The sequence below is a fragment of the uncultured Clostridium sp. genome (genome assembly GCF_937920395.1).
Lineage (GTDB): Bacteria > Bacillota > Clostridia > Clostridiales > Clostridiaceae > Clostridium_AD.
Map to the genome: position 1 here is coordinate 1 of NZ_CALEVF010000020.1, position 26,929 is coordinate 26,929.

Here is a 26,929-nt window from a genome sequence, read left to right on the forward strand (position 1 = left end):
CACGGTGGTGTGAGAGGTCGCTAAATAAACTAATTATTTAGCTCCTACTCGATTAGAATGAATAGAGAAAAAACTATTATTGGATAAATGATAAATAAAGGAGGAATAAAATGAAATGGAAAGAATTTACGAATGAAATCTCAGATAAAATTGATTTACATACATTAAAAAAAAGATTGAAAAAATATCAATCAGCTGCTAATTGTTATGCAAAAGAGAATAATTATATGGATTTCTTTCACCAACAAGGAATTCCTCATACAGTAAGAGCAATTAGATTATTAGAAGCTAAAATAAATAAAAGAGATATCTAAAAAGGTACCGTAAACGCAGTTCTGATATTACGGTACCTTTAATGAAAAATAAAATTTTATTCTTCTATGAAATTAACCAATTCTTTGTTGAATTTGTCACGTTCATCATAGAAGGTAGCATGACCACTAAATTCAAATGGTATAAGTTCCGAATTCTTAATACCTTGGTTTAGTAACTCACCAAGCTTAAAAGGAACAACTTTGTCTTGTATACCATGAATAATTAAAGTAGGAGCATTTATTTTCCTTAAATCAGAAGATAAATCTTCCTTTATCCAAGTTTTCGAAATAGCCGCAGTTGCCCATCCAGCTGCCGCAAGTCCCAATTGAAAGAACCAGTCAGAGAAGGCTCCTGTTATATGCTGAAAGAAAAAAATATTGCCAAAATCTCGTAGCATGTTAGGGCGATCATTATATGTTCCCTGGATTATATTATCAATGACTTCTTTTGGTACCCCATAAGGATTAGTCGGAGTTTGTATAAGATAAGGAGCAGCCGCATCAATAAGAACAAGTTTAGATACCCCATATTCACTATGCCTAGCCATATATCTGATAGCAATAGCTCCTCCTGTGGAGTGTCCTGCAAGTGTGAAATTCTTTAAATTAAGGGCAGCTACTACCATTTTAACATCATCTGACAATCGATTGTAGTCATACCCTGCCAGTGGCTTATCTGATTCACCAAATCCTCTTGTGTCTATACCTATACATCTGTATCCAAATTTAGGAAGTTGATCGAATTGATATTCAAACAATTTATGACTACCAGGCCAACCATGAAGAAACAAGATTGTCTTCTTGCCTTCTGGGTTAAGATCCTCTACATAAATTTTTACGTTGTTTTCTACTTTGATATAATACCCCAAGTAAATACCTCCATTAATAATTTATTTCTTATCAAGATATTCTTTTAAGGGTAGATATGTGAGTTTATTTGATATTTTTATTATGAGTTTTCTGGTTCTATATGAATCAATACATAGGACCCTCCAGGGAAAATGTCTTTTATTTCTTCTTCAACTTTATCAGAGAGGTTATGGGCATCGACTAGTGAGGTATTTTCCACAACATGCAAGTTAACATTAATTTCTCGCGAGGGACCACTTTTCCTAGTTTTTAAGTCATGATATTTAGTAATTTCTTGATGAGAGTCAAGTATGTTTAATATTTTTAAAATATCGTCATCAGGAAGTTTAGAATCTACTAAATCATTTAAAGACTTTTTGATTAAATCTATAGAGGTCTTAATTATTAGGAGTGCAACAAATATAGCGGTAAGTGGATCTATAATTGGTATATTTGTTATTTTTAATAATACAAGCCCAAGAAATACTCCAATAGAGGTGTATACATCTGTTAGAAGATGCATTCCATCAGCCTCTAGGGCAATAGAATCTGTTTTTTTTGCTGTTTTTAATAGGATCATTGAAATGAAAAAGTTAACTACAGCAGCGAGTAACATTACTAATATGCCTGCTCCTACATTATCAACAGTTCCACCTTCAAAAATTCTTTTTATGGCCTGGAAGATAATAAGTGCGGCAGCGAGTAATATTAATATAGCTTCTACGAAGCCGGACACATTTTCATACTTGCCATGCCCAAAGGGATGACCATCATCCTCGGCTTTTGATGCTATCTTAATGGAGACAAAAGCAATAAGGCTCGCTAAAAGATCTATAGAAGAATGGATTGCTTCGGAAATAACACTAACTGAACCCATTAATACTCCAACTATCACTTTAAAAAATATTAACGCAGTATTAGAAAATATAGACAATGCTGCGGCTTTTTGCTTATTCATTTTTATTCAGTCCTTTCAAAATAATTTCAATTGATAATTAAGAATAATATTATTCATTGTCAATAACTGTTTCTATATCTTTTTCTTCTATTATAATGGGTGGAGGTGATACTGAGTTTTCTAAGTAATCAGAAGGTTCATTTTCATAAGTTTCATAAACATTATCTTCAGTATTAATTTCACCTTTTCTTTTTATAGATTGTGAATTGCTGTTAAAAGTTACTTGCCTAATAAAAAACATAAATTTTGAATTTGGTTTATTTATTGAATTCTTAGACAGACTTAAATTATTTGGTGTTGCTTTATTTTCATTATTAATACTTATTGGGCTATTTTCAAATGTTTTATTCATATTTTTATTATGATATGGTTCTTGTAAGAGTTTTAAAATAACGAGAAATTTAGCCATAGTTAATTTATCACAAACGGGAATCGAAAATTCTGAATCATTTTCAATAATTGATTGCGGAACTTTTGGTATAAATTCTGTACTTTTTTTATCTGTTTTATTAATATTTATATAATAAGATGGTTGTTGTAACATGTTAAAAATTAAAAAATGCTTTATTAGCTTCAATTTGTCATGGTTATCGTATGTTTCCATATTATAAACACTCCTCTATTATAAAAGTTTGGTATAAGAAATAAAATAGAATAGACTAGCATAATTATTAGTAATTGTAATGTTTTTACTTAGGTATTGAAACCTTCTACATAATATGTTGAAATTAAAAGAGTGTTACATTATGTATACTCAATATATAAAATAGCAGTAATAGTTATTCTTAATATTGTATTTACATTTATATGGTAAGATAGAAATAGATTCTTTAAATTAATAAATTTAAAATGGAATATAAATTTAAAATGGAATATATCTTAAAAATAGCGGGGTGATTTTGTGCAAAAGTTAAAAGAGAAAGAAGCATTTGTAATAAGAATTTTGGTGATTATATTTGGATCTTTTATTTCTGCTATATCAGTTAATTGTTTTTTAGTGCCACATAATTTGTTGTCTGCAGGAATTACTGGTATTGCACTTGTATTAAGGTATTGTATTAATACTCCTCTTGGAGCAGTATTGCTTCTATTAAATATTCCCATTTTTATTGTTGGAATAAAAGAAATAGATAAGGATTTTATAATTTATAGCTTGCTAGGTACAGTAGCAGTGTCAGTATTTTTAAGTGTCACAACTCCAATAATTCCATATATTCAGATTCACGATATTATGCTTTCTTGCATAGCTGGTGGAGTTCTGAACGGTATTGGTTGTGGCTTTGCATTTAGAAGTAGGGCGTCGCAAGGTGGAACGGATATTATTGCAACAATCCTGAAAAGGAGAACTGGGCAAGAAATAGCGTTGCTTTCTATGGGCATTAATGTAGTTATTATTGGAGTGGGTGTATTAGTTATGGGGGCTGGATTAGAACTCATTATATATACGTTAATTAGTATGTATATATCTACAGTTGTTATACAAAAGATGATAGATGGATTAGATCATAAAAAATTACTTTGGATAATAACAGATAAAGAAGTAGAGGTATCCAAAGCGTTAATGACTGCGCTTGGTAGAGGGGTAACTCTTATAAATGCAGAAGGAGCGTACACCGGAGAAAAAAGAAGAATAATAAATATGTATATTACTTTAACCCAAATAGCTAAAGCTAAAATGATTATTCAAGATATAGATAGTTCAGCATTTATTACAATATCAAATATATCGGAAATAAATGGTGGAGGATTCAAAAAATCAGTCCTGTAAGTTATTATTAAAATAGAGTTGATGGGTAAATATTTATCTGTTGATTCTATTTTTTTATTATGTTAATTTTTGACTCATCCCTTTAATGCTAAAAATACATATTGTAATAAAAAAGCAAACAGCATATAATAAGAAACGTAGTAATGATTTGAATTATAGTAATAATATGTATTTGTGCAAACGTTATCTTTTGTTATTTAATTAATACGAGGGGGAATATTATGAAAAACAAATTGTACAGTTTTTTATCCATATTTGTTGCTTTTGCAATGATGATATCACTAATTATGGTTAAAATACCCGTAGAAGGTATTACAACTAGTACAAGTACCAACTTAAAAATCCATTATTACAGGTATGCAGATGATTACAGTCCTTGGGATGTTTATCTATGGCAGCACAGCACAACTGATGGAACTGATGGAATTAGTTCCACTGCTGAGTTTACTGCTGCAGATACATACGGCAAAGTAGCTTCTACTACTTTTGACACTGGAGGCAAAAATAGTATAGGTATAATAATTAGAAAGTCAGATTGGTCAGATAAAGACATTTCTGCCAATCGGTATATTGATTTATCTCATGCAGACAGTACAGGTAATTTAGATGTTTACGTGCTTCAAGGAGATGCTAAGTTGTATTATTCTGCTGCTGATGTAGACAAATCTCCATCAATAACTGCAGCAAGGATGGATACTTATCATACTATTAGCTTTTCAGCTATTACTCCTATAACTGTAAATGAGAGCAACGTAAAATTAATGCAAGGCACTAATCAAGTTGATGCAAACGTTACCTTTTCAACTGATAAGAAAAGTGGAACTATAACAACTAAAAATAACTTAGATATAAATAAAAAATATACTGTTTTCATTACTGGGTTTAGATCAGTAGATGTAAAATTAGGACAAATTTTCAGTACAAATACTTTTAAAAAAATATATAATTATAATGGTGATGATCTAGGTGCTATTTATTCAAAAAACAAAACAACATTCAAAGTTTGGACACCGACTGCTGAAAGTGTATCTTTAAATCTTTACTCAGCAGGTAGTGGAGGTAGCCCAACTAAAACCATTACAATGAAAAAAGGTAATAAAGGAGTTTGGAGTATTAAGCAATTTGGTGATTTAGCTGGCGAGTATTATACTTATTCTATTACTGTTAATGGTACTACCAATGAAACTCAAGATGTATATTCAAAAGCTGTTGGTGTAAATGGTGATAGGAGTATGGTAGTTGACCTTAGTAAGACTAATCCTACAAATTGGTCAAAAGATAAAGGCCCAGTAATTAAAAATCAAACAGATGCTATAATATACGAAGTTAATATTAGAGATATTACAGAATCAGCAGATTCAGGTATAAAACTTAAAGGTAAATTTCTTGGTCTTACTGAAACTGGAACAAAGAGTAATGAAGGTCAAGCTACAGGTATAGAACACCTTAAAGAGCTTGGTGTAAATGAAGTTCATATCCTTCCATTCTTTGATTTCTCTAGCATAGATGAAAATAAATTATATTTAAATAACTATAATTGGGGATACGACCCTAAAAACTTTATGTCTCTTGAAGGAAGTTATTCAACTGATCCAACTTTAGGTAATATAAGAATAGATGAAATGAAGAAGATGATCCAGGATTTACATAAAGCTGGAATAGGAGTAATTATGGATAGCGTTTTCAATCATACTGCTGATTATACTCAATCTTGTTTTAATAGAACCGTACCGGATTACTACTATCGTGAAAATGCAGATGGATCTATGATAAATAATTCAGGCTGTGGAAATGATACAGCGTCTGAACGTTCAATGTTTAGTAAGTATATGATTGATGCAACAACTTATTGGGCAAAAGAATATCATATAGATGGTTTTAGATTTGACCTTATGGGATTGCATGATATTGATACTATGAATAATGTGAGAGCAGACTTAAACAAAATTAATCACCATATATTAATGTATGGTGAAGGCTGGAATCTTGGTAATGAAGTAACAATATCTGATGATCAGAAAGCTACTAAAACAAATGAAAGTAAGTTAAATGATAATATTGCTTCATTTAGCGACGATATGAGAGACGGAATAAGAGGTACTGTATTCAGTCCAGCTACTGGTGGATTTGTAGATTACAATGGTAAATGGTTAGATTCTAAGGGAAAACCATATACTATGGCAAATTTAAAAGAGCAAATAAAATTTGGTATAGTTGCCTCAACTCAGCATGACAGTATTAATTATAGTTCAACACCTTATGCATCACTACCTTGGGCAAAGGAACCTACTCAAACTGTAAACTATGCATCTTGTCATGACAATAATACACTTTGGGATTTAATAAATTTAGCTCAACCTACTACCATTGAGGCTGATAAGATAAAGATGGATGAGCAATCTACATTTATTGTATTAACTTCTCAGGGTATTCCTTTCCTTCAAAATGGACAAGAAATGCTTGGAACAAAACCAGACGGTAACGGTGGCTACGTTTCAAACAGCTATAATTCTCCTGACTCAGTAAATGCAATTGACTGGAGTAGAAAAAGTACTTATAAAAATGTTGTTAGCTACTCTGAAGGGCTAATTAAGCTTAGAAAAGCTCACCCAGCCTTTAGAATGGCAACTACAACTGAAATCCAGAAAAATCTTAAATTCTTTAATACTAATGATAACACAATTGGGTACACTATTTCCAATAATGCTAATGGTGATTCATGGAAAAATATAGCTATAATTATTAATGCAAATGCAGAATCTGAAACAGTTACCCTCCCAGCTTATGGTTGGAAAGAGGTCGCTTCTGGAGAAAAAGCAGGAATAAATGCTCTAGCAACAGTTTCTGGAAACACAGTTGTTGTTCCAGCAAGAAGTTCCATGGTTTTAGCTGACTCTGCAAGCTATAACAGAAGTAATTTAGGAATATGTTCAAAATAAAAAGGAAGGTATATAGATTTGATTCAATGCTATATATTATATTAAAATGATACTAACTTGTTATAATATTGATTGTTAGTTAAAATACATGGTTGAAGTTATTGAAAGAGTAGTAGGAAATATATTCCTACTACTCTTCATATTTATTTACATATTTAATAAGGTGTCGTACCCATAATATTGCTTATGAAGATGAAATCGCCAATTTGCATTATGATAACTTAATAAAAAAATGTTATAATATATATTAATTAAATAATAAAAAATACAATTTATGTGAGTCATAAGTTTGGAAAAAAGAGTGAAGAAGGCGAATAATGAATATATATATAAATTCTAAAAATATGCTTAGAAATAATTTTCATGCATTAACACATAAAAATTTCAGATATTATTGGTTAGGTCAGTGTGTTTCATTGATAGGGACCTGGGTGCAAAATACCGGGCAATCATGGCTTGTACTTACTTTAACTGGATCACCGTTTCTTTTAGGATTATTAGGAACTATTCAATTTTTACCCATCACAATCTTTTCACTTTTTGCAGGTATTTTTATTGATAAATATCCCAAGAAAAATATATTAATCATGACTCAAACTATTTCAATGATTTTGGCATTTATATTAGCAGCTTTGGTATTTACACATAAGGTTAAATATGAATATTTACTTACTTTAGCATTGATATTAGGTTTTTCTAATACTCTTGATATGCCTGCAAGACAGGCATTTACCGTGGAAATGGCAGGAAAGGAGGACCTAATGAATGCGATTGCTTTGAATTCTGCAACATTCAATTTAGCAAGAATAGTTGGACCAGCAATAGGTGCAGTTTTTATGGCGTTTTTTGGAGCAGGTTGGTGTTTTTTGATAAACGGGTTTAGTTTTATGGCAGTTATTTTTAGCTTACTTAAATTAGATGTTAAGCCATATGTAAGAAAAAAAGTTCTAAATAGTAATATGCTCAAAGAAATTAAAGATGGATTGATATATATTGCACATGATCCTTCACTTTTAGAACCATTATTGATGGTATTAATTGTTGGTATATTTGTATTTAATTATAATGTTTTAATCCCCGTATTTACTAAAGATGTGCTTCACCAAGGTGAAAAAACATATGGCTTATTAATGGCGGCATTAGGTATAGGGTCACTTACAGGAGCAATAATGGTTTCGATAAGAAGTAAAACAGGACCTAAAATTAAGACTTTGGTGCTGGTGGAGCTTTTATATTAAGTGGAATAATAACCATAATTTTAATCTGTTTATTTAGACTATCCAGTAAAGGAAAAAGAAAACTTATACAGAAGTTGTAGAAGTAACAACTTTTGTATAAGTATTTTAAAAAAAAAAATCATATATTTCCACAACTATCCCTAATCATTAGCTTAGTAGGAATAACAACTTTTTTATTTATAATTCTTACTTTTACAAACTGTTCTAATAATAAATCAACTGCTGACTCACCTATAAATTCAGAATATACTTTTACGGTGGTCATAGCTGGTACCATAAACTGTGCAATTTCAATATCATCAAAACTCACAATACTAATATCTTTTCCAACAGAAAGCTTATTTTCAATTATTGCTTTATAAGCACCAATAGCAATAGCATCACTACCAGCAAAAATTGCTGTAGGAATGTTATTGCTTAGTAGTATATTTTTCATAACATTGTAACCATATTCAGAAGAAAACTCACCGATCTTAATCAATTCTGGATTAAATAATTCCTTATTCTTCATGTATTTCGTAAAAGTGTCAAGGCGGATGCCTCCGCCTTTTTTTACTTTTTCTTTGCCTGTTTTAATTAATTCATCCCCGCCTATATATCCAATATTATGGTGCCCAAGTTCTACCATATAGTCTAATACATTCACAACAGCTTTTTCAAAATCAATAACTACTGAATCATACAAATTTTCATTAGGAGAGGAGTCCACAAAAACAATTTTACTTGAAAACTTTTTAATTTTTTTTATTTCACTTTCAGAATAGGTGCCAATTGCAATAACTCCATCAATGTAGTCCAATTTATCATATTCTACTTCAGTAAATAGTCTTTCAACTCTAATAAGGTTATTAGCACATTTTCTTTCTATACCATTTCTAATAGATAAATAATATTGATCATTTATCTCCTCTTTATCTGTGAACCACTGTATCAATCCAATAGTATAATTATTATTTTTCTTTTTTCTTTTTTTAACAGTTATATAATTTAAATCTTCAGCTACTTCAAATATTTTATTTTTAGTTTTTTCTAACACATTAATTGAATCATCAAAATTAAGTACTCTTGATACTGTAGATGAAGATACTCCAGCCTTTAAGGCTATTTCCTTTATTGTTGCCACTTAAATCCTCTCCTCATCCATCTAACTATGTTAATTATCTACACTTAAAACAAAAATTTCTGAATTATAATCACCATTTTCAAGCTCATTAAAATTTGCATCATAGCCTGTAAAATTATCATTAACAATTAACCCAATATTCATAAGTTCATCTCCGAAATATTTAGATCCAGTTGAATTTATATTATATTTTTTATCATTATCAAGTCCAACTAGTCTTAATCTTTCATAACCTGGATTTGGTTTATTCAAAATTCTATATCGGCCGACTATTGCAGTATTTTTATCTTCTGAAACTATCATCCATGAAATATAATTAATATCATTGTCGAAGGGACTACTAATTCTATAAAAAATACCCTTTTGAATAATTTCTCTATATTTCTTATAGAATATTATTTGTTCTTTAATTTTTTCTTTATCATTGTTACTTAGTTTATTTAAGTCTAATTCATATCCTAAAGCCCCAAAATAGGCTACATTACCACGTGTATCAATACTTGTAATTCTTTTAGCCTGGTGATTTGGAACAGCTGACACATGTGCTCCCATACAACTTATGGGATAAACTATTGATGTCCCATATTGTATCTTTAATCTTTCAACAGCATCGGTATCATCGCTAGTCCAAGCTTGAGGTGCATAATATAACATTCCAGCATCAAACCTTCCACCTCCACTAGCACATGATTCAAAAAGAATATGTGGAAATTTACTAATTAATCTTTCATAAAGATCATATACCCCTAAAATATATCTATGCATAACTTCACCTTGCCTACCAGCTGGAAGTTTTGAAGAAAATGCCTCAGTTATATTACGATTCATATCCCACTTTACATATGAAATAGAAGCATTACTTAATATTTCACTCATTTTGTCATAGATATAGTCTACTACATCGGTTCTAGAAAAGTCCAATACAAGCTGATTTCTTCCATGTGATACTCTTCTATTAGGTGTACTTATTATCCAATCGGGATGATTTTCATATAGCTTAGAAGCCTTGCTAACCATCTCAGGTTCAAACCAAAGACCAAATTTTAATCCTATCTTTTCAATCTCTAAAGCTAAATTCGAAATTCCATTAGGAAGTTTATTTTTATCCACAAACCAATCACCAAGTGAAGTGGTATCGTCATTTCTCTTTCCAAACCAACCGTCATCTAATACAAATAGTTCCATTCCTAATTGTTTTCCAGTAGTTGCTATACTTAATATTTTATCTTCATTAAAATCAAAGTAAGTTGCTTCCCAGTTATTCACCAAAATGGGTCTTACCTTATCTCTCCACTGTCCTCTAGCAAGCCTTGTTCTGTACAAAACATGATAGGTCTGACTCATATAATTTAAACCTTTATTAGAGTAAACGAGTACCGCTTCAGGAGTTTGAAATTCTTCATCTTTATCTAATTTCCACTGAAAACCAAATGGATTAATTCCAATAGTAACTCTTGAAACTGAATATGCATCCACTTCTATCTGTGCCTTGAAATTTCCACTATATACTAAGCTGAATCCGTAAACTTCACCCTGAAATTCATCCGCATTTAGAGATTTTAAAGCAATAAAAGGATTATGATTAGCACTACTTGCACCTCTGGCACTATAAATAGATTGAATACCAGGTTGAAGCTTTCTTGTTTTTATATATCGTTCACGGCTCCAAGCACCAGACAGTTGAACCATTTCATATTCATCACTAGGTAAGTCGAGGCTTGAGCTCATACATCCTGTAATATAAAGTTCATCAGATCCACAGTTTTTATAACCTGCACTTCTTGTTATTATAGGATGATCTTCAAAAATAGTATAACTTAAAGTTAATTCTACATTTATTAAATCGTCATAAAGTATTATTTCTAAGGTGGTTGCTTCATCCTCGCTTTCAACGTAAGTGGCTGGAAGTCCCTTTAATTTCTTTTTACCTTTAAAAATATGGTTAGATCTATATTTGAAATCCGTAATTCTGCTTCCATTTTTCTGAAGAATCTCAAAGGCTGGTTCTCTAAAATCTGTTGTTCCATAGGACGGATATTCTTGCTTAACATGCTCTAGTGAAAAAGTTAGGTCTCCTTCAAAAACACAGGCTGTTAATGCTCTAGCTTCAACTTGAAAAAGATGTTCAAAAGAATTTCTATGTTTAACGTTTTTTCCAAAATATAAATGACCTAATTGGGAATTTGGCATAATATTAAAAATATAGCTGATTTCCTTATTAAACAGATGAAACTCCTTAGTTTTTTCATTAAATATTATAGACATTAAAGATCCCTTCTTTCTTTTATAGTTAACATTTGAATACGTTTACTTTTTCTTTATTGATTTATTGTATCTAATATTTAGTAAATAGTCAACTAATAATGGTGAAATATTTACTAAACTTTTAATGATATATTAATTTTATAATCTATTAAGCAAGTCTATTATCGACATAATAAGTGGTATCGTGATTATAGATAAAATTGTAGTTAAAAAAGCACATTTTGAGGCAGTTACTTTATCTCCATTATATTTTTCTGCTAAAACTGCTATTAAACTTGCAGTTGGCATGGCTACTAAAATTACACATATGTAAAGAAGAGTTTTATTAGCACCTAAAAGGGTAAGTATAAAATAAGTTAGAAGTGGAGCAATTATAAGTTTAATAAAATTCACATAATAGATATCTAGGCCCTTAAACACATCTTTTAATTTAACATCTGCAAGCATACTTCCTACTATAAACATTGAAAGGGGAGTCGTCATATTGCCTATGCTACCTAATGTCTTAAGTAATGGTGATGGAAGCTTTATAGAAAAAAGAAATATTATAATTCCTAAAAGAATAGATATAAGAGGTATATTTATAAGATTCTTTTTTATACTCTTTAAGTCACTTTTGCCCGTAAAAAGAATAACACCATAGGACCACATAAAAATATTAAAAGGAATTGTATAAATGGATGTATAAAACACGCCTATATTCCCAAAGATACCTTGAATTACAGGATATCCTACAAATCCACAATTAGAAAATACGGTTGCAAATATAAATACATTCTTTTTAGAACTTTCAAATTTAGAATATAACAATTTACTTAGGATTATTAAAACAATGTGTATCACAATAGAATATAAAAGTATCAGGCTGGCACTTTTTAGCATATCCATTGAAAATTTAAAATTAAAAGAGTATATAATCATGCAAGGCATTGTTACATTAATTAAAATGTTTGAAAAGCCTTTATTAACTTCATCTGTAATTGCTTTTGTTTTTCTTAATATAACTCCAACCATCATCATAAGGGTTAATATAATTACTTGATTCATTACATTGATATTCAAAATATTACCTCCAAAGATTTTGATTTAAAATAAATAAAGGGTAAATACAGCTTACCCTTTAGAAACAAGATTTTTTTAAATAAAGATATACCCCTAATCATCGTATTTCAATATTAACTACTTGAGTTGAGATTGAAATAAAATGTTAAGGGGCTTATTAGTATTTAACCTGCAATGAAGCAGGAGATGATTTAACTATTTTAAATATCTTTTGGCTTTTTTAAAATTCCAAGGATTATGCAAGTTACGAAAGCTCCTATCAAAATCGATAGTATATAAAGTAATGGACTTCCTTTAGCTAAAGCAACTACAAATATACCACCATGTGGAACTGGCATTCCTATATTAAAAAACAATGAAAGTCCACCGGCTACGGCAGATCCTATTGCCGCTGCTGGTATTACTCTTACTGGATCTGCTGCTGCAAAGGGTATTGCTCCTTCTGTTACAAAGCAAGCACCCATTACATAACAACTAAGACCAGTTTCTCTTTCCTCTTTAGTAAATCTATTTTTAAAGAATGAAGTAGCGAGTGCAATGCCTAGAGGTGCAGACATACCACCAGCCATTACAGCTGCCTGTGGAAAGTAATTTTTTGAACTTATCATAGCAATTCCAAATGCAAAGGCAGCCTTGTTTATTGGTCCGCCCATATCAATTGCCATCATTCCACCCAATATAATACCTAGTAGCACTTTGTTTCCTGTGCCCATTCCACCTAACCAATGTTGAAGAAAAAGGTTAATTTGAAGAACTGGTCCATCTATACAAATGTACATTATAGCACCGGTAATAAAAATACCTAGAAGTGGATATATAAGCACCGGTTTTATGCTCTCAAGGGCTGCTGGTAATTTTGCAAAAGCCTTCTTAAGAAGTAGTACTACATAACCACCAAGAAATCCTGCAATAATTCCACCAAGAAATCCTGCGTTACTTTGATATGCTAAAAATCCACCTACCATTGCAGGAGCAAAACCTGGTCTGTCTGCAATACTCATACCTATAAAACCAGCAAGTACTGGTATCATAAGCGCGAAAGCATTCTCGCCACCAACTACTGAAAGAAGTTTAGACAAATGTAACAAGGTTGGATTTGAACTTTTTTCGAATATAAATGATAAAGCTATTAATATTCCTCCACCAACAATGAAAGGAAGCATATTTGAAATACCACTCATAAGATGTTTATAAAATCCAGTTCTTTCGCTTGTTGTAGTAGATTTACTACCACCAGTGTGGTTATAAATAGGTGCTTCACCATTTAATGCTTGGTTTATAAGTTCTTCTGGTTTTTTTATTCCTTGTACCACAGGAACTATAACTACTTTTTTACCATTAAATCTTTCCATTTCAACTTGTTTATCAGCAGCAACTATAATACCTGAGGCCCTTTCTATTTCATCATCTGTTAATCTGTTTTTAACTCCTGTAGCGCCATTGGTTTCAACCTTTATGTCGACGCCCATTTCTTTAGCTTTATTCTTTAATGCATCTGCTGCCATATAAGTATGTGCTATACCTGTAGGACATGCAGTTACTGCTAAAACTAAACCTTTTGAATCTTTTTTCTCTACTATTTCTTCTTCTTCGATACTTTCTTCTTTTAATTTTTCTGCTTCTTGATTATCAATTAAACTTAAAACTTCCTCAGGTGTTTTAACAATGAGAAGTTTCTGTTTGAAATCTTCATTCATAAGAAGAGTAGATAATCTCGAAAGTGTTTCTAAATGTGTATTATTAGCACCCTCGGTCGCTGCAATCATAAAAAATATATTTGCAGGAGCATCATCTAATGAATCAAAATCAATTCCAGCTGTAGAACGTCCAAAAGCTAATGCTGGAGTTTTTACTGCTGCAACCTTTGCATGAGGAATAGCTATACCTTCTCCAATTCCAGTTGAGAAGTCTGCTTCTCTTTTTAAAATTGCTTTCTTATATTCTTCCTTGTCATTTAACATTCCTGCACTATCAAGTTTATTTACTAATTCATCAATTACCTCTGCTTTACTATTAGATTTTAAATCTAGGATAATAGTATTTTTCTTTAGTAGTTCTGTTATTTTCATCTTATTCCTCCTGTGATAAATACAATGTTAGTTAGTTTATATAAGTAGGCCAATTAATAACTAGATATTAATCTAATTTATTTACAATTACCTGCGCTAAATAATGCTCAATATCTTCTTTTTTACATAAATCCTTTGAAAATGCTGTAGCACTTCCAGCTGTAGCACCCCATCTAAATGCTTCAATTAAATCCTTTGACCTTGAATACTTAGCTAAAAATCCTGCAATAACTGAATCTCCTGCACCAACTGAATTCTGTACTTTTCCTTTTGCTGGTGTTGCGTAATAGACTCCGCTTTTACAAATTAGAAGAGCTCCACGCTCAGCCATAGATATAATTACATTTTGTGCTCCCATAACAATAAGTTTTTTTGCATATTCAATAATTTCATCTGTATCTGTAAGTTCTTTATTAAATATTTCACCTAGTTCATGATTATTAGGTTTTATTAAAAATGGCTTATTCGAAAGAGTAGCGACTAAAGCATCACCAGTGGTATCAACTATAACTTTTACATTATTAGAAGCACACTTTTTTTGAAGTCTGGCATATATGTCTCTTGGAACAGAATTCTGAACATTTCCAGATAATACCAGATAATCATTTGAAGTTAAACCTTCTACTATTTTAAATAGCTTATTCAAGTCCTCATCTTTTATAACTGGACCTGCTCCATTGATTTCCGTCTCTTCTTTCGATTTGAGTTTAACGTTTATTCTTGTATCACCGCTTATCTCAATAAATTCAGTTTCAACACCTTGAGACTCTAATGAATTAATAATAAATTTACCAGTAAAACCTCCAACAAAACCTAAAGCCTTACTTTTTATCCCTACATTATTTAAAACTCTTGATACATTTATCCCTTTTCCACCAGCAAATTTTTCTTCACTGGCAACTCTATTAATTAATCCTGCTTTAAAATCATCTACGGTTATAACATAATCTATAGCTGGATTAAAAGTTACTGTATATATCATATTTTGTCACTACCTTTTGTATTTATTTTTACTGTTCATATATACATGATAATATATAATCAGTTCTAAAACAACAGATATGATCATATTCGGTCATATTTTTTTACGTTTCATTAGAAAACGAATACAAACGAATGTATTTTATTGCGTTTTATTAAATTTTAATCATATTTAAACATAAATTGGAATTTACTTTTTTTATAATATAAGCAAGTTTTTCTAGATTCTTTATAAATATGACAGACTGTTGTCTAGTTAAACAAGGTATAATAATAATATGTTTAAAAATTAATGTGAGGAAGATGCGTTAGCATTCCTTACAGATGCAGGATTAGTCGGCCGCCTTACGATGGCTCAGCAAGGGCATTGGCCAACAAATGGTGAGACTAAATCTGAATTGGAACATAAGCTTTCTCAATGCATATGGTGGGTGATTGCTTTGGATTAAGTTCACTTAATGTGAGAATAGTCCTTTTTCATCCATTCATCTTTTTCTAATAAGAATATTGAGCCAATAAACTCAATAGGAGTTACTTCTGTGGGTTTTCTAAATGAATTAATACATTCACTTGTTTTGTAAAAGACTAACCTATTTAACACCTTATAAGACGGATAATTCAAATTTGCAGTACAACCAGTTAATCTTTCTACTTGTAGAGTGTTAAACGAATAATTTTTTAGTTCCAATCTTTTTGTTTTTTATATCTATCATTTTCTGTTATCCTCCCGATATAGTAAATAACAGCTCACTTAACCATAAGTGTTTAATTAGCTTCTATTTTTTTGTTTTTGATGTTAATATTACTTATATAGAAAAGTATTCATGAAAAAAGCACGAATGATTTAAATATAATACGTTTATAGATGAATGGAGGAAAAATTTGCAGAATGGGTTGTTGCATCTAGATAATATTATTAATGTGGATAATTTTCAAAAAATTCAGGATAATATAGCAGAGGTAACAGATATTGCTATGGTTACGGTTGATTATAAAGGGAAAAGAGTTACTACACATAGTAAGTGTAGTGAATTTTGTGAATTTATAAGGTCGCATCTAGAATTAAGTGAGCTTTGTGAAAAATGTGATTCTAGAGGTGGACTCGAAGCTGCTAGATTACAAGAACCATATCTATATATATGTCATGAAGGCATCTTAGATTTGGCAATTCCTATTATAGTGGATGGACAATACTTTGGTGCGGTAATGGCCGGACAAGTTATTGTTAAAGATAAAGAAAAGGAAGATTTAGAACAAATAGTTAATAATAAGTGTTTTAAGATGGAATTAGAAAAAGAAACCGAACTTAAAGTTTTATATGATAAGTTACCTATTATGACTTTGGACAAAGTTAAATCTGTTGCCAACATGATTTTGCATATTAGTAATTATATTGTAGAAGAAGCTTTGTTAAAAATAAATTCAAATAAACTTAATGATAAAATTTTAACGGTTGATTCTTTTAAGGTGGCAAATTTAGAATTAAAAGAGGCTAACAAAGTAGAAACATTGGAAAAAAATTTAAAGGATAATGTTAGTTCAAAGAACAATGTTAACTTAACTGTTAGTAAAAATGAAAACGATGTAATATGTAAGAAGAAATGTAATGCTATTTTAAAGCCAGCATTAGACTATATACAAGAGAGTTATAGTTGCGCAATTAGCATTGATGAAATGGCATCTTTGTGTAACGTTAGTCCTAGCTATTTTAGTAAGCTTTTTAAGAAAAATATTGGGGATAATTTCTCGAATTATATAAATAAAGTGAGGATTAAAAAAGCTAAAGAATTGCTTGAGGCCTCTGATGTTCCAATAATCAATTTGGCTTTGGATTTAGGTTTTGAGGATTGTGGTTATTTTATAAAAGTATTTAAAAGAATTGAAGGGGTAACCCCAGCTGTTTATAGAAATGAATATAATGTAGGGAAATAGCAATTAGGTAAAACTAGTGCTATTTTTTTACTTAAAACATTAAGTGCAAGAAATTACTGTCGAAATTTACACAAAGTAAGCAGAGATTTCCCACGAGAATGCGATTTATTTTAATGAAATTTAAATTAGACAGGCTTATACTTTAGGTAGAGAGTTAGTAAGTTAAATTTATAACGAACTGATTCATAATGAAGTAAATGTTAATATCACCTTATAAATATATTCAAGCTACAATTAAATAAATTACAATGCTTAAAAGAATCAAGGAGGAATAATTAATGAGAATGTATGATTACTTAGTACCAGCGGTTAATTTTATGGGAGCAGGAGCCGTAAAAGTAGTAGGCGAAAGAGCTAAAATTTTAGGTGGAAAAAAAGCATTAATAGTAACTGATAAGTTTCTTCGTAGTCTTCCGGGCGGAGCAGTAGAACAAGTTGAAGTTTCATTAAAGGCAGCAGGAATTAGTTTTGTATTCTATGATGATGTTGAACCAAATCCTAAGGATAGAAACGCAATTGCAGGTGTAAAAGTATTCAAGGATGAAAAATGTGACATGATTATTACAGTTGGTGGCGGAAGTTCACATGACTGCGGTAAAAGTATCGGTATATTAGCAACTCATCCAGGAGAATTAGTTGACTATGCAGGTATAGAGACTCTTGCAAATCCACTTCCTCCAATTATTGCTGTTAATACCACAGCTGGAACAGGTAGTGAAGTTACTCGTCACTGCGTTATTACTAATACTAAAACTAATATTAAATTTGTTATAGTTAGTTGGAGAAACTTACCATCAGTTTCAATCAATGACCCATTAACAATGGTTGGAATGCCTGCAGGACTTACAGCTGCAACTGGTATGGATGCTTTGACTCATGCTATAGAAGCATACGTTTCAAAGGATGCTAATCCTGTTACAGATGCGTCAGCTATCCAAGCTATTAAATTAATATCAAACAACTTACGACAAGCTTATGCACTAGGTGAAAACTTAGTAGCTAGAGAAAATATGTGTTATGCTTCACTACTTGCTGGTATGGCATTTAATAATGCTAACTTAGGTTATGTACATGCAATGGCTCACCAATTAGGTGGACTTTATGATATGCCTCATGGTGTAGCTAATGCTATATTACTTCCATTCGTTGAGAAATGGAATGTTATTTCAAATCCACAGAAATTTGCTGATATAGCAGAATTCATGGGTGAAAACATACAAGGACTTTCAGTACTAGATGCAGCACAGAAATCTATCGATGCTATGTTTAGACTTGCAAAAGATGTTGGAATTCCAGCTAACCTAAGATCACAAGGAGTTAAAGAAGAAGACCTCGAATATATGGCTGAATGGGCATTAAAAGATGGGAATGCCTTTAGTAACCCAAGAAAAGGAAACAATAAAGATATTGTTGAATTATTTAAATCAGCATTTTAATGAAAATGAAACTATAAGTTAAATCACTTATAATATGTCCTTGATGTAATAATTGAGGACATATTATAAATTACTTATATCTTTGATAGTTATAAATTTAACAATAACTTATATTTAAAAATATAGGATAAAATATAAGTTTTATGAATTGTAAACAGAAGTTATTTATAAAAAATATTTTAAGAGAGGAAGTTTTAATATGTATGTTTTACAAAATGGATTTAGTAAACCAACAAAGAGGATAGAGGCATTAAAGGAACAAATACTTTTAGCGGTACCATGTATTGAAGTTGACAGAGCGTTATTAATAACAGAATCATTTAAAGAAACAGAAGGACAACCTGCAGTAGTTCGTAGGGCTAGAGCACTTGAAAAGATATTAAATGAAATTCCTATTATTATAAGAGACGAGGAGCTAATAGTTGGAAGTTTGACTAAGGAAGCAAGATCAGCTCAAATTTTTCCTGAGTTCTCAAATAAGTGGATTAAAGATGAATTTGAAACAATAGGAAAGAGAAAAGGTGATTCATTCCAAATTACTGAAAAGGCAAAGAAGCAGCTTACAGAAGTATTTAATTATTGGGAAGGTAAAACCACTAATGAACTTGCTACTTCATATATGTATCCAGAAACTATAGAGGCAATGAATGAAAATGTATTCACAGTTGCAAACTATTATCTTAATGGTGTAGGACATGTATCTGTAGATTACGCTAAGGTTTTAGCTAAAGGATATAAAGGAATTATTGAAGAAGTTGAATGTGCAATGGTTGCTGCTGATAAAGAAAATCCGCAGTATATTAAGCAAAAACTATTTTGGGAATCTATCATCGGTTCTTGCAAAGCAGTAATTAATTATGCACATAGATATGCAAAACTTGCTAGAGAAATGGCTTCAAAAGAATCTAATGAAAAGCGCGCTAAAGAATTAATACAAATAGCTAAAAACTGTGAAACAGTACCTGAAAATGGAGCAACTAATTTTTATGAAGCTTGCCAATCATTTTGGTTTGTACATGCAGTTATAAATATAGAATCAAATGGACATTCTATTTCTCCAACAAGATTTGATCAATACATGTATCCATATTATGAAATAGAATTAAATTCAGGAAATTTTGACATATATAAAATTCAAGAACTTATTGATTGTGTATGGGTTAAATTAAATGATATTAACAAAGTTCGTGATGAAGTATCAACAAGGGCATTTGGTGGATATCCATTGTTTCAAAACCTAATTGTAGGTGGACAAGATAGAGAAGGCAAAGATGCTACAAATGATTTATCATACATGTGCATAGATGCTACAGCTCATGTAAGATTAGCAGCACCTTCATTCTCGGTAAGAATATGGAACAAAACTCCAGATGAATTCCTATTAAGATCTTGTGAGTTAAGCAGATTAGGTACGGGTATGCCAGCATTTTATAATGATGAAGTTGTAATTACTGCATTAGTTAGTAATGGATTAACAATTGAAGATGCTAGAGAATATGGAATTATAGGCTGCGTTGAACCTCAAAAACCAGGTAAAACAGAAGGATGGCATGATTCAGGTTTCTTTAATTTAGCAAGACTATTAATAGTCACTATAAATAATGGTATGAGTAATGGAAAACAAATAGGACCTAAGACTGGAGAATTTACAGAGTTTAAGTCTATTGAAGAAATTATTGAAGCCTATACAAAACAAATGGAATACTTTGTTTATCAATTATCAGTGGCAGACAATTCTATTGATCTTGCTCATGCACAGAGGGCTCCATTACCATTCCTATCTTGTATGGTTGATGACTGTATAACAGACGGCATGTCACTTCAAGAAGGTGGAGCACATTATAACTTTACAGGACCACAAGGTGTTGGTGTTGCAAATGTAGGCGACTCTTTTGCAGCTATAAAAAAACTTGTATTTGATGATAAAAAGATAACTTTAAAAGAATTAAAAGAAGCTTTAGACACTAACTTTGGTGAAGAAGATTCAAATTCAAAGTTAGACTTTGAGGATATAAGACAAATGTTAATTCATAGAGCTCCTAAGTTTGGTAATGATATTGATGAAGTTGATGAACTAGCAAGGCAAGGAGCATATATTTACTGTAAAGAAGTTCAAAAACATAAAAATCCAAGAGGTGGAAGATTCCATGCGGGATTGTATCCAGCAGCAATTAACATCCTATTTGGTGATCTTATTGGAGCAACTCCAGATGGTAGAAAAGCACATGAAGCATTAGCTGATGGTGTGTCTCCAGTTAGAGGAGCTGATAGTAATGGACCAACGGCTGCTATAAATTCAGTAGCTAAATTAGATCATTTTATTGCATCTAATGGTACTTTATTAAATCAAAAATTCCATCCAGGTTCAATTGCTGGAAGTACTGGATTAAATAATTTAGCATCACTTGTTAGAAGCTTTTTCGATCAAAAGGGAATGCATGTACAATTCAATATAATAGATAAGAAAACGCTTGTTGAAGCACAAAAGGATCCAAGTAAATATAGAGATTTAGTAGTACGTGTTGCTGGTTACAGTGCACAATTTATAACATTAGATAAAGCAATTCAAGATGATATTATAAAGAGAACTGAACAAACTTTTTAAAAAGGAGGAAAAGCAGATGCCGATAAGAAGAATTAATTATAAGCAAGAAGGCAAAATTTTTAATATGCAACGCTTTTCTATACATGATGGACCTGGTATTAGAACAATAGTGTTTTTTAAAGGATGTCCTTTAAAATGTGATTGGTGTAGTAATCCAGAATCACAAGATCCATTAGTTCAAATTATGTTTAATGAAAAAAATTGCATTGAATGTGGGAAATGCGAAAAAAATTGCCCAGTAGGTGCAATTGATATGCTAAGACCTGGAAGAATAGATAGAGAAAAATGCACAAGTTGTGGAGTTTGCGCTGATAATTGTTATCCAGGAGGTCTTGTAAAATCTGGAGAAGAAACTACTGTAGAAAAGGTAATGGCTGAACTAAAGAAAGAAACTATTCAGTTTAGACGTTCCGGAGGTGGAGTTACATTATCTGGAGGAGAATTACTTATGCAACCAGAATTTGCAATTGAACTTTTAAAAGCTTGCAAGTCAATGGGATGGCATACTGCATTAGAAACTACAGGTTATGCTAGTGAAGATACAATTAATAAAATAATGCCTTGGGTTGATTTAGTGCTTTTAGATATAAAACACTTAAATGATGAAAAACATAAAAAATATGTTCATGTAAGTAATGAGATAATAGTTAAAAATGCTAAAAAAATAGCGGCTACAGGCAAAGAGCTTATTATAAGAGTACCTGTTATTCCACAATTTAATTGTGATGAAAACAGTATATCTGATATTGCTAAGTTTGCTAAAAGTTTAAATGCAGTAAAGCACATAGATTTATTACCATATCATAAGCTTGGTGCTAATAAGTATGAGAACTTAGGGCTAGATTATACAATGGGACAGGAAATTAAAACGCCAGATGAAGATACTATGAATAACTTTAAAAAAATAGTAGAGGACTATGGATTAGAATGTACTATTGGAGGCTAAAGAAGAATAAACACTATCTACTTATAATCTTATAATTTAAGAGTTAACTGCTAACAAAGCAATTTAATTTATAGCCCTAATTATTGAACAATATTGTTTCAGTAATTAGGGTCTATTTTTTAGAGTTAATATAATATTCATGATATAATGTGGTATATATTATATTAGTCGGTTAATGGAGGGCATGATTTATGATAAGAGACTTAACAAAGGGTAGTCCAGCTAAAATTATTTTAGTTTTCACACTACCATTACTTATAGGTAATATTTTTCAACAATTCTATAGCTTAGCAGATACTCTGATTGTAGGACGTACACTTGGAGTTAATGCATTAGCAACAGTAGGTTGTACTGCCAGCATTATGTTTCTTATACTTGGGTTTTCACAAGGATTAACTGCTGGATTTTCCATAATCACAGCTACCTGTTTTGGAGCTGGAGATAAACAGGGGGTAAGACATAGTTATGTAGCAAGTATTGTGCTAAGTTTATTAATCACAATGATTCTTACAATTATAAGCATTATATTTGCACGACCAATTTTAGATGTAATGCATACACCACCAGAAATAATAGAAGGTGCTTATAATTTTATAATTATAATTTTCGGCGGTATTATAGTGTCAATGTTATTTAACTTGTTTTCTAATGTTATGAGAGCACTAGGAGACAGTAGAACACCGTTAATATTTTTAGCTATTGCTAGTATCATAAATATAGTTTTAGATTTTGTATTCATTTTAAAATTCAACATGGGGGTTTCAGGTGCAGCATGGGCAACCACAATATCTCAAGGAATTTCTGCTATATTATGCTTTAGCCATATCATGAGAAATGTACCTATTTTAAAACTACACAGGAGTGATTGGCATTTAACAAAAAAAATCATATGGAATCATTTAAGAATGGGTCTTCCTATGGCATTTCAAGCTTCTATTATAGCAATCGGTGCAATTACTGTCCAATTTGCACTAAATAATTTAGGTGAACTATCCGTAGCTGCATACACGGCTGCGCAAAAAATTGATACACTAGCTATTCAACCTATGATGTCATTTGGTATTACAATGGCCACATTTGTAGCCCAAAACTATGGTGCAGGGAAAATAGAAAGAATCCGTATTGGTATAAGGCAATGTAGTATCATATCAGTAGGTTTTAGCATTATTGTTGGTCTGTTTAATATTTTAGCTGGTCATTTTATGATATCGCTTTTTGTAGGGGACAACCATCCAAAAGTAGTATCTCTTGCACAAACATATTTAAATATCAATGGAGCATTATATTTTGTGTTAGCATTACTTTTTATTTACAGATTTAGTCTTCAAGGATTAGGACAGAGTCTTGCGCCTACTTTAGCAGGAGTTATGGAACTAATTATGCGAACCTTTGCAGCTATAGTTTTATCAAAATACTTAGGTTTTACAGGTATAGCAATGGCAAGTCCTCTTGCATGGATTGGTTCTTGTGTGCCGCTAGGAATTGCTTACTATATAACCCACAAAAAATTATATGGATTGAAGAAGCCTACTTGTGTAACCGAAAAATAATTTTAAAATAAAAGAATAAAGGAGAGTTTTGAGGCATATACATAGTTTGAGGTAATTATCATGGGGGATTTATATGTTGAAGCATTTGAGTAATTATGAATCAGAAAAAGCAAGATATTTTAGAGAATTCTAAGAATAATAGTTATAAGGAGCTTTTTATATGAATAATTATTTTGAATTATCTAATGAATGTGTAATAAAAATATCAAAAAAATATAATATTCCAGAGTTTTCTTTATATATGGAAAACCCAGTAACTATATCAGAAACATATAATATTCCAATAGAAGATTTAATTAAAATTATAGAACAATGTAACATGGATGATTATGAAAGATAATTTTTCATAAGTCTGAACATAATATTTTGGTTAAAGAAATCATGTATTAAAATAGGAGCCCAAGGTTATTATTTTATTTATTAAATAAAATAATAACCTTAAGGTTTTATAAGATTAATGCTTAATCTTTCTTTTTACTGTTAATAATACCAAGAACGTAATGAATAGTTTGTTGTTGTGCAAATAATTTTTCATCACAACATGTAATATATGTATTTATAAGTTTATATCCACTACTAAGTAATTCATTGACCATATAAGTTCCAATTTCTGAATTATTATTAATAGATCCGTCTATTGTGACTTCTCTTATAGATAAAATGTTGTTTAAGTCCATATATATCAACTCCTTTCTTTGAGGTTTATATTTATAGGATAAAACCGAATTTGATATAATATAAATTTTACTAATGATATTAGTATTATGTGACAGTTTAATTATCTATTATTGTCTTTGTCTTGGTCAATTTGTCTTGTTATTTTTTTTAATTCAGTTATAACTTCACCATCTATTTCTTTTTTACCTAACTGCTTAAGTATTTTAAGTAAAAGCTTATCCATTGCATCTGAAATCACTGTAGTTGCACTTGTTAATGTAATTTGTTTATTTTGTATATCATTAGATATTTCATTGGTAAATATGGAGTTACCTTTATTTCCATCCGTAATTTTAGAGAATTCACTTGTAAGTGAAGTCAAATTCATACCCCCCCTTTTAATCATAATGCGGTATTACTACCTTTCATACCATTTTGTTAATATCCTTTTATATACGTTTAACATATAAGCAATTTTTTAATAATTTGTTTTGTCATAAGATTCTATATTCCACATTATTCTACATTTTTAATTATTTTCCTTCTAAAATTAAAAAAAATTTTTTTGAACTATTACCTTAATATATGACATAATATGGGATATTTTGTATAACTTTATACTTATTACAAATCACTCGTGATTTAAGAAAGATCTATTATTTGATTTTTTGATTAGGATTTTTATAAAACAAATTATTGCTATAATTATTATTACTAATAAAACAATTATAGTTTCTGTCTTTGAGTAGGAACCTAATTTAGATATTTGGTTACCTAAAAATACGTAGCCAATAATGGCCGGTAAAATACCTATGCCCGTAGAAACTAAAAATGGTATTAATTTCATATTACTTAAACCTGCTAAATAACTTAGAAAATCAAGGGGAACAAAAGGAAGTAATCTACCCACCAAGACAACCTTGAATTCATGTTTATTATTTATTTCATCAACTTTTTTCCATAAATTCTTACTACGAATAATTTTTTTTACAAATACTTCTCCTAGAAATCTAGCTAGATAAAAAGAAGTAGTTCCTTCCAGCATGGCACCAATCCAAGATATAACTATTCCCCAAAACATTCCAAAAATAGTTCCATTTGCTCCAGTTATCAAAAATGATGGAATAAGATATACTACAGAATGAAGTATCATTAAGAGAATACTTAATAATGGAGCAGCCCATCCCCAAGATCTAATTAAGGATATTATATGCTCTATAGAATCATTATTTAGAATACTAATTATATTTTTAAAATCCACTTTAAATATAAAAATAACTGTTATTAATAAAAATAATGAAATTAAATAAATAGTATATTTTTTACTTAACCGCTTAAAGGTCATCGAAATATCCTCCAATATTATATTTTTAAAATATAATAATTTAAAATGTTACTATATTTAATTACTTTATAAAATCTTATGATAGCTAATAAAAATATAATGGCAATAAAAAAAGTAAAATGTCGTAAAAATATAATTGAACTAAGCCGCTAGTAACGGTTTAGTTCAATATTAATTTCACGACAGTTGTTATTTGTCTGTATGTTGTATTCAATAGCTTAATTTTAACTTATATATATGTAATAAACTACTATATAATTGCTATTAATGGTGTCTAATCAGGAATAACTGTTATTGATACTTTAGCATTTCTAACAACCTTACTTGTTACAGAACCAATTAGTCTATATAAACCGTTTTTGCTACACTTTGTCATTACTATTAGGTCAAAATTATCTTTTTCAGCCGTGTTTAATATTTCATCTGCAGCGTTTCCTAAAGTTGAAATCTTATCAACTTGGTAACCTTCTAGTTCCTTCATTCCTTTATCTAAAACCAATATGCTGTCTTTTGTTAAATAATCAAATCCGGTTGGATTTGCACCCATAATTGGATTGAGTGGATTCATCATTTCATCGGTTAAAAGTGTTTCCATTACATTGATTAGTGTAATGGAAACATCAGCCTTACTAAAAATTCTTTTTAACCAATCAAGCGAGTGCATGCTTCTTTGAGTGCCATCTAATGGTACTAATATTTTAAATTTTTCCATATACAAGACCTCCTTAAATTATCTATATATATAATATATCATTTAAATAGGTAAATGTCGCTAAAGTTAGATATATTTATAAAAAAAGGCATTATATACTTTGTATGGAAATTAATAATAAAAGAGTCATATTAGTTTTTAAAGTGTTTGTTTTGCAGATGTAAAGATCGGAAGAGCGTC

The 26,929-nt window shown here is 30.5% G+C and carries 23 protein-coding genes; 10 read left to right on the forward strand and 13 right to left on the reverse strand.

The window, feature by feature from the left end:
- Positions 1-110 precede the first annotated feature (110 nt).
- Positions 111-314, forward strand: coding sequence for a hypothetical protein (locus Q0649_RS01295; RefSeq protein WP_298836440.1), 204 nt, complete (start codon positions 111-113; stop codon positions 312-314).
- A 56-nt stretch (positions 315-370) separates the two neighbouring features.
- Here the strand turns inward: Q0649_RS01295 and Q0649_RS01300 are convergent, their stop codons facing one another.
- The 3 genes from Q0649_RS01300 to Q0649_RS01310 form a co-directional block, all read right to left on the reverse strand.
- Entirely contained in the window at positions 371-1,183 is an 813-nt protein-coding gene (locus Q0649_RS01300; RefSeq protein ID WP_298836441.1) for an alpha/beta fold hydrolase, read from the reverse strand.
- Between the two features lie 80 nt (positions 1,184-1,263).
- Positions 1,264-2,121 carry a cation diffusion facilitator family transporter gene (locus Q0649_RS01305; RefSeq protein ID WP_298836443.1) on the reverse strand — a complete coding sequence of 286 codons (858 nt, stop codon included), beginning with the start codon at positions 2,119-2,121 and terminating at the stop codon, positions 1,264-1,266.
- 49 nt (positions 2,122-2,170) lie between these two features.
- The gene (locus Q0649_RS01310; RefSeq protein WP_298836445.1) at positions 2,171-2,725 is read right to left on the reverse strand and encodes a hypothetical protein; all 555 of its coding nucleotides are present in this window, start codon (positions 2,723-2,725) and stop codon (positions 2,171-2,173) included.
- A 297-nt stretch (positions 2,726-3,022) separates the two neighbouring features.
- On the opposite strand from Q0649_RS01310, the gene Q0649_RS01315 reads away from it, so the two are divergent.
- The 3 genes from Q0649_RS01315 (at position 3,023) to Q0649_RS01325 (ending at position 8,066) form a co-directional block, all read left to right on the forward strand.
- Positions 3,023-3,889: a YitT family protein gene (locus tag Q0649_RS01315; RefSeq protein WP_298836447.1), complete on the forward strand. Its 867-nt coding sequence runs from the start codon at positions 3,023-3,025 to the stop codon at positions 3,887-3,889.
- A gap of 221 nt (positions 3,890-4,110) precedes the next feature.
- Positions 4,111-6,828, forward strand: a complete 2,718-nt coding sequence (gene pulA / locus Q0649_RS01320; protein ID WP_298836449.1) for a type I pullulanase — start codon at positions 4,111-4,113, stop codon at positions 6,826-6,828.
- A gap of 317 nt (positions 6,829-7,145) precedes the next feature.
- Positions 7,146-8,066 (forward strand): MFS transporter, encoded by a 921-nt coding sequence (locus Q0649_RS01325; protein WP_298836451.1) that lies wholly within the window; start codon positions 7,146-7,148, stop codon positions 8,064-8,066.
- A 118-nt stretch (positions 8,067-8,184) separates the two neighbouring features.
- Here Q0649_RS01325 and Q0649_RS01330 read toward each other — a convergent pair whose 3' ends face one another.
- The 6 genes from Q0649_RS01330 to Q0649_RS01355 all read right to left on the reverse strand — a co-directional run bounded on the left by Q0649_RS01330 (position 8,185) and on the right by Q0649_RS01355 (position 16,254).
- Positions 8,185-9,189: a LacI family DNA-binding transcriptional regulator gene (locus Q0649_RS01330; protein ID WP_298836453.1), complete on the reverse strand. Its 1,005-nt coding sequence runs from the start codon at positions 9,187-9,189 to the stop codon at positions 8,185-8,187.
- A gap of 30 nt (positions 9,190-9,219) precedes the next feature.
- Complete coding sequence (locus Q0649_RS01335; RefSeq protein ID WP_298836455.1) at positions 9,220-11,454, reverse strand: alpha-galactosidase; 2,235 nt, start codon at positions 11,452-11,454, stop codon at positions 9,220-9,222.
- A 138-nt stretch (positions 11,455-11,592) separates the two neighbouring features.
- A complete protein-coding gene (locus tag Q0649_RS01340) occupies positions 11,593-12,516 on the reverse strand; it encodes an AEC family transporter (RefSeq protein WP_298836457.1) in 924 nt (307 codons plus the stop codon).
- 200 nt (positions 12,517-12,716) lie between these two features.
- On the reverse strand, positions 12,717-14,585 hold the full coding sequence (locus tag Q0649_RS01345) for a PTS fructose transporter subunit IIABC (protein ID WP_298836459.1): 1,869 nt from the start codon (positions 14,583-14,585) through the stop codon (positions 12,717-12,719).
- 67 nt (positions 14,586-14,652) lie between these two features.
- Positions 14,653-15,567: a 1-phosphofructokinase gene (gene pfkB / locus Q0649_RS01350; RefSeq protein WP_298836461.1), complete on the reverse strand. Its 915-nt coding sequence runs from the start codon at positions 15,565-15,567 to the stop codon at positions 14,653-14,655.
- A 450-nt stretch (positions 15,568-16,017) separates the two neighbouring features.
- Positions 16,018-16,254, reverse strand: coding sequence for a hypothetical protein (locus tag Q0649_RS01355; protein WP_298836463.1), 237 nt, complete (start codon positions 16,252-16,254; stop codon positions 16,018-16,020).
- A 194-nt stretch (positions 16,255-16,448) separates the two neighbouring features.
- On the opposite strand from Q0649_RS01355, the gene Q0649_RS01360 reads away from it, so the two are divergent.
- The 6 genes from Q0649_RS01360 (at position 16,449) to Q0649_RS01385 (ending at position 24,375) form a co-directional block, all read left to right on the forward strand.
- Entirely contained in the window at positions 16,449-17,498 is a 1,050-nt protein-coding gene (locus Q0649_RS01360) for a PocR ligand-binding domain-containing protein (protein ID WP_298836465.1), read from the forward strand.
- 278 nt (positions 17,499-17,776) lie between these two features.
- Positions 17,777-18,934 carry an iron-containing alcohol dehydrogenase gene (locus Q0649_RS01365; protein ID WP_298836467.1) on the forward strand — a complete coding sequence of 386 codons (1,158 nt, stop codon included), beginning with the start codon at positions 17,777-17,779 and terminating at the stop codon, positions 18,932-18,934.
- A 199-nt stretch (positions 18,935-19,133) separates the two neighbouring features.
- Complete coding sequence (locus Q0649_RS01370; RefSeq protein ID WP_298836469.1) at positions 19,134-21,539, forward strand: glycyl radical protein; 2,406 nt, start codon at positions 19,134-19,136, stop codon at positions 21,537-21,539.
- A gap of 16 nt (positions 21,540-21,555) precedes the next feature.
- The gene (locus Q0649_RS01375) at positions 21,556-22,485 is read left to right on the forward strand and encodes a glycyl-radical enzyme activating protein (protein ID WP_298836471.1); all 930 of its coding nucleotides are present in this window, start codon (positions 21,556-21,558) and stop codon (positions 22,483-22,485) included.
- A 191-nt stretch (positions 22,486-22,676) separates the two neighbouring features.
- Positions 22,677-24,035: an MATE family efflux transporter gene (locus tag Q0649_RS01380; RefSeq protein WP_298836473.1), complete on the forward strand. Its 1,359-nt coding sequence runs from the start codon at positions 22,677-22,679 to the stop codon at positions 24,033-24,035.
- A gap of 160 nt (positions 24,036-24,195) precedes the next feature.
- On the forward strand, positions 24,196-24,375 hold the full coding sequence (locus Q0649_RS01385) for a hypothetical protein (protein WP_298836475.1): 180 nt from the start codon (positions 24,196-24,198) through the stop codon (positions 24,373-24,375).
- Positions 24,376-24,496: 121 nt separating this feature from the next.
- On the opposite strand, the gene Q0649_RS01390 is transcribed toward Q0649_RS01385, so the two are convergent.
- The 4 genes from Q0649_RS01390 to Q0649_RS01405 all read right to left on the reverse strand — a co-directional run bounded on the left by Q0649_RS01390 (position 24,497) and on the right by Q0649_RS01405 (position 26,749).
- Complete coding sequence (locus tag Q0649_RS01390; protein ID WP_298836477.1) at positions 24,497-24,712, reverse strand: hypothetical protein; 216 nt, start codon at positions 24,710-24,712, stop codon at positions 24,497-24,499.
- 101 nt (positions 24,713-24,813) lie between these two features.
- Positions 24,814-25,080: a hypothetical protein gene (locus tag Q0649_RS01395; RefSeq protein WP_298836479.1), complete on the reverse strand. Its 267-nt coding sequence runs from the start codon at positions 25,078-25,080 to the stop codon at positions 24,814-24,816.
- A gap of 243 nt (positions 25,081-25,323) precedes the next feature.
- Entirely contained in the window at positions 25,324-26,037 is a 714-nt protein-coding gene (locus Q0649_RS01400; RefSeq protein ID WP_298836481.1) for a TVP38/TMEM64 family protein, read from the reverse strand.
- A gap of 274 nt (positions 26,038-26,311) precedes the next feature.
- Positions 26,312-26,749 carry a universal stress protein gene (locus Q0649_RS01405; RefSeq protein WP_298836483.1) on the reverse strand — a complete coding sequence of 146 codons (438 nt, stop codon included), beginning with the start codon at positions 26,747-26,749 and terminating at the stop codon, positions 26,312-26,314.
- Positions 26,750-26,929: the final 180 nt, after the last annotated feature.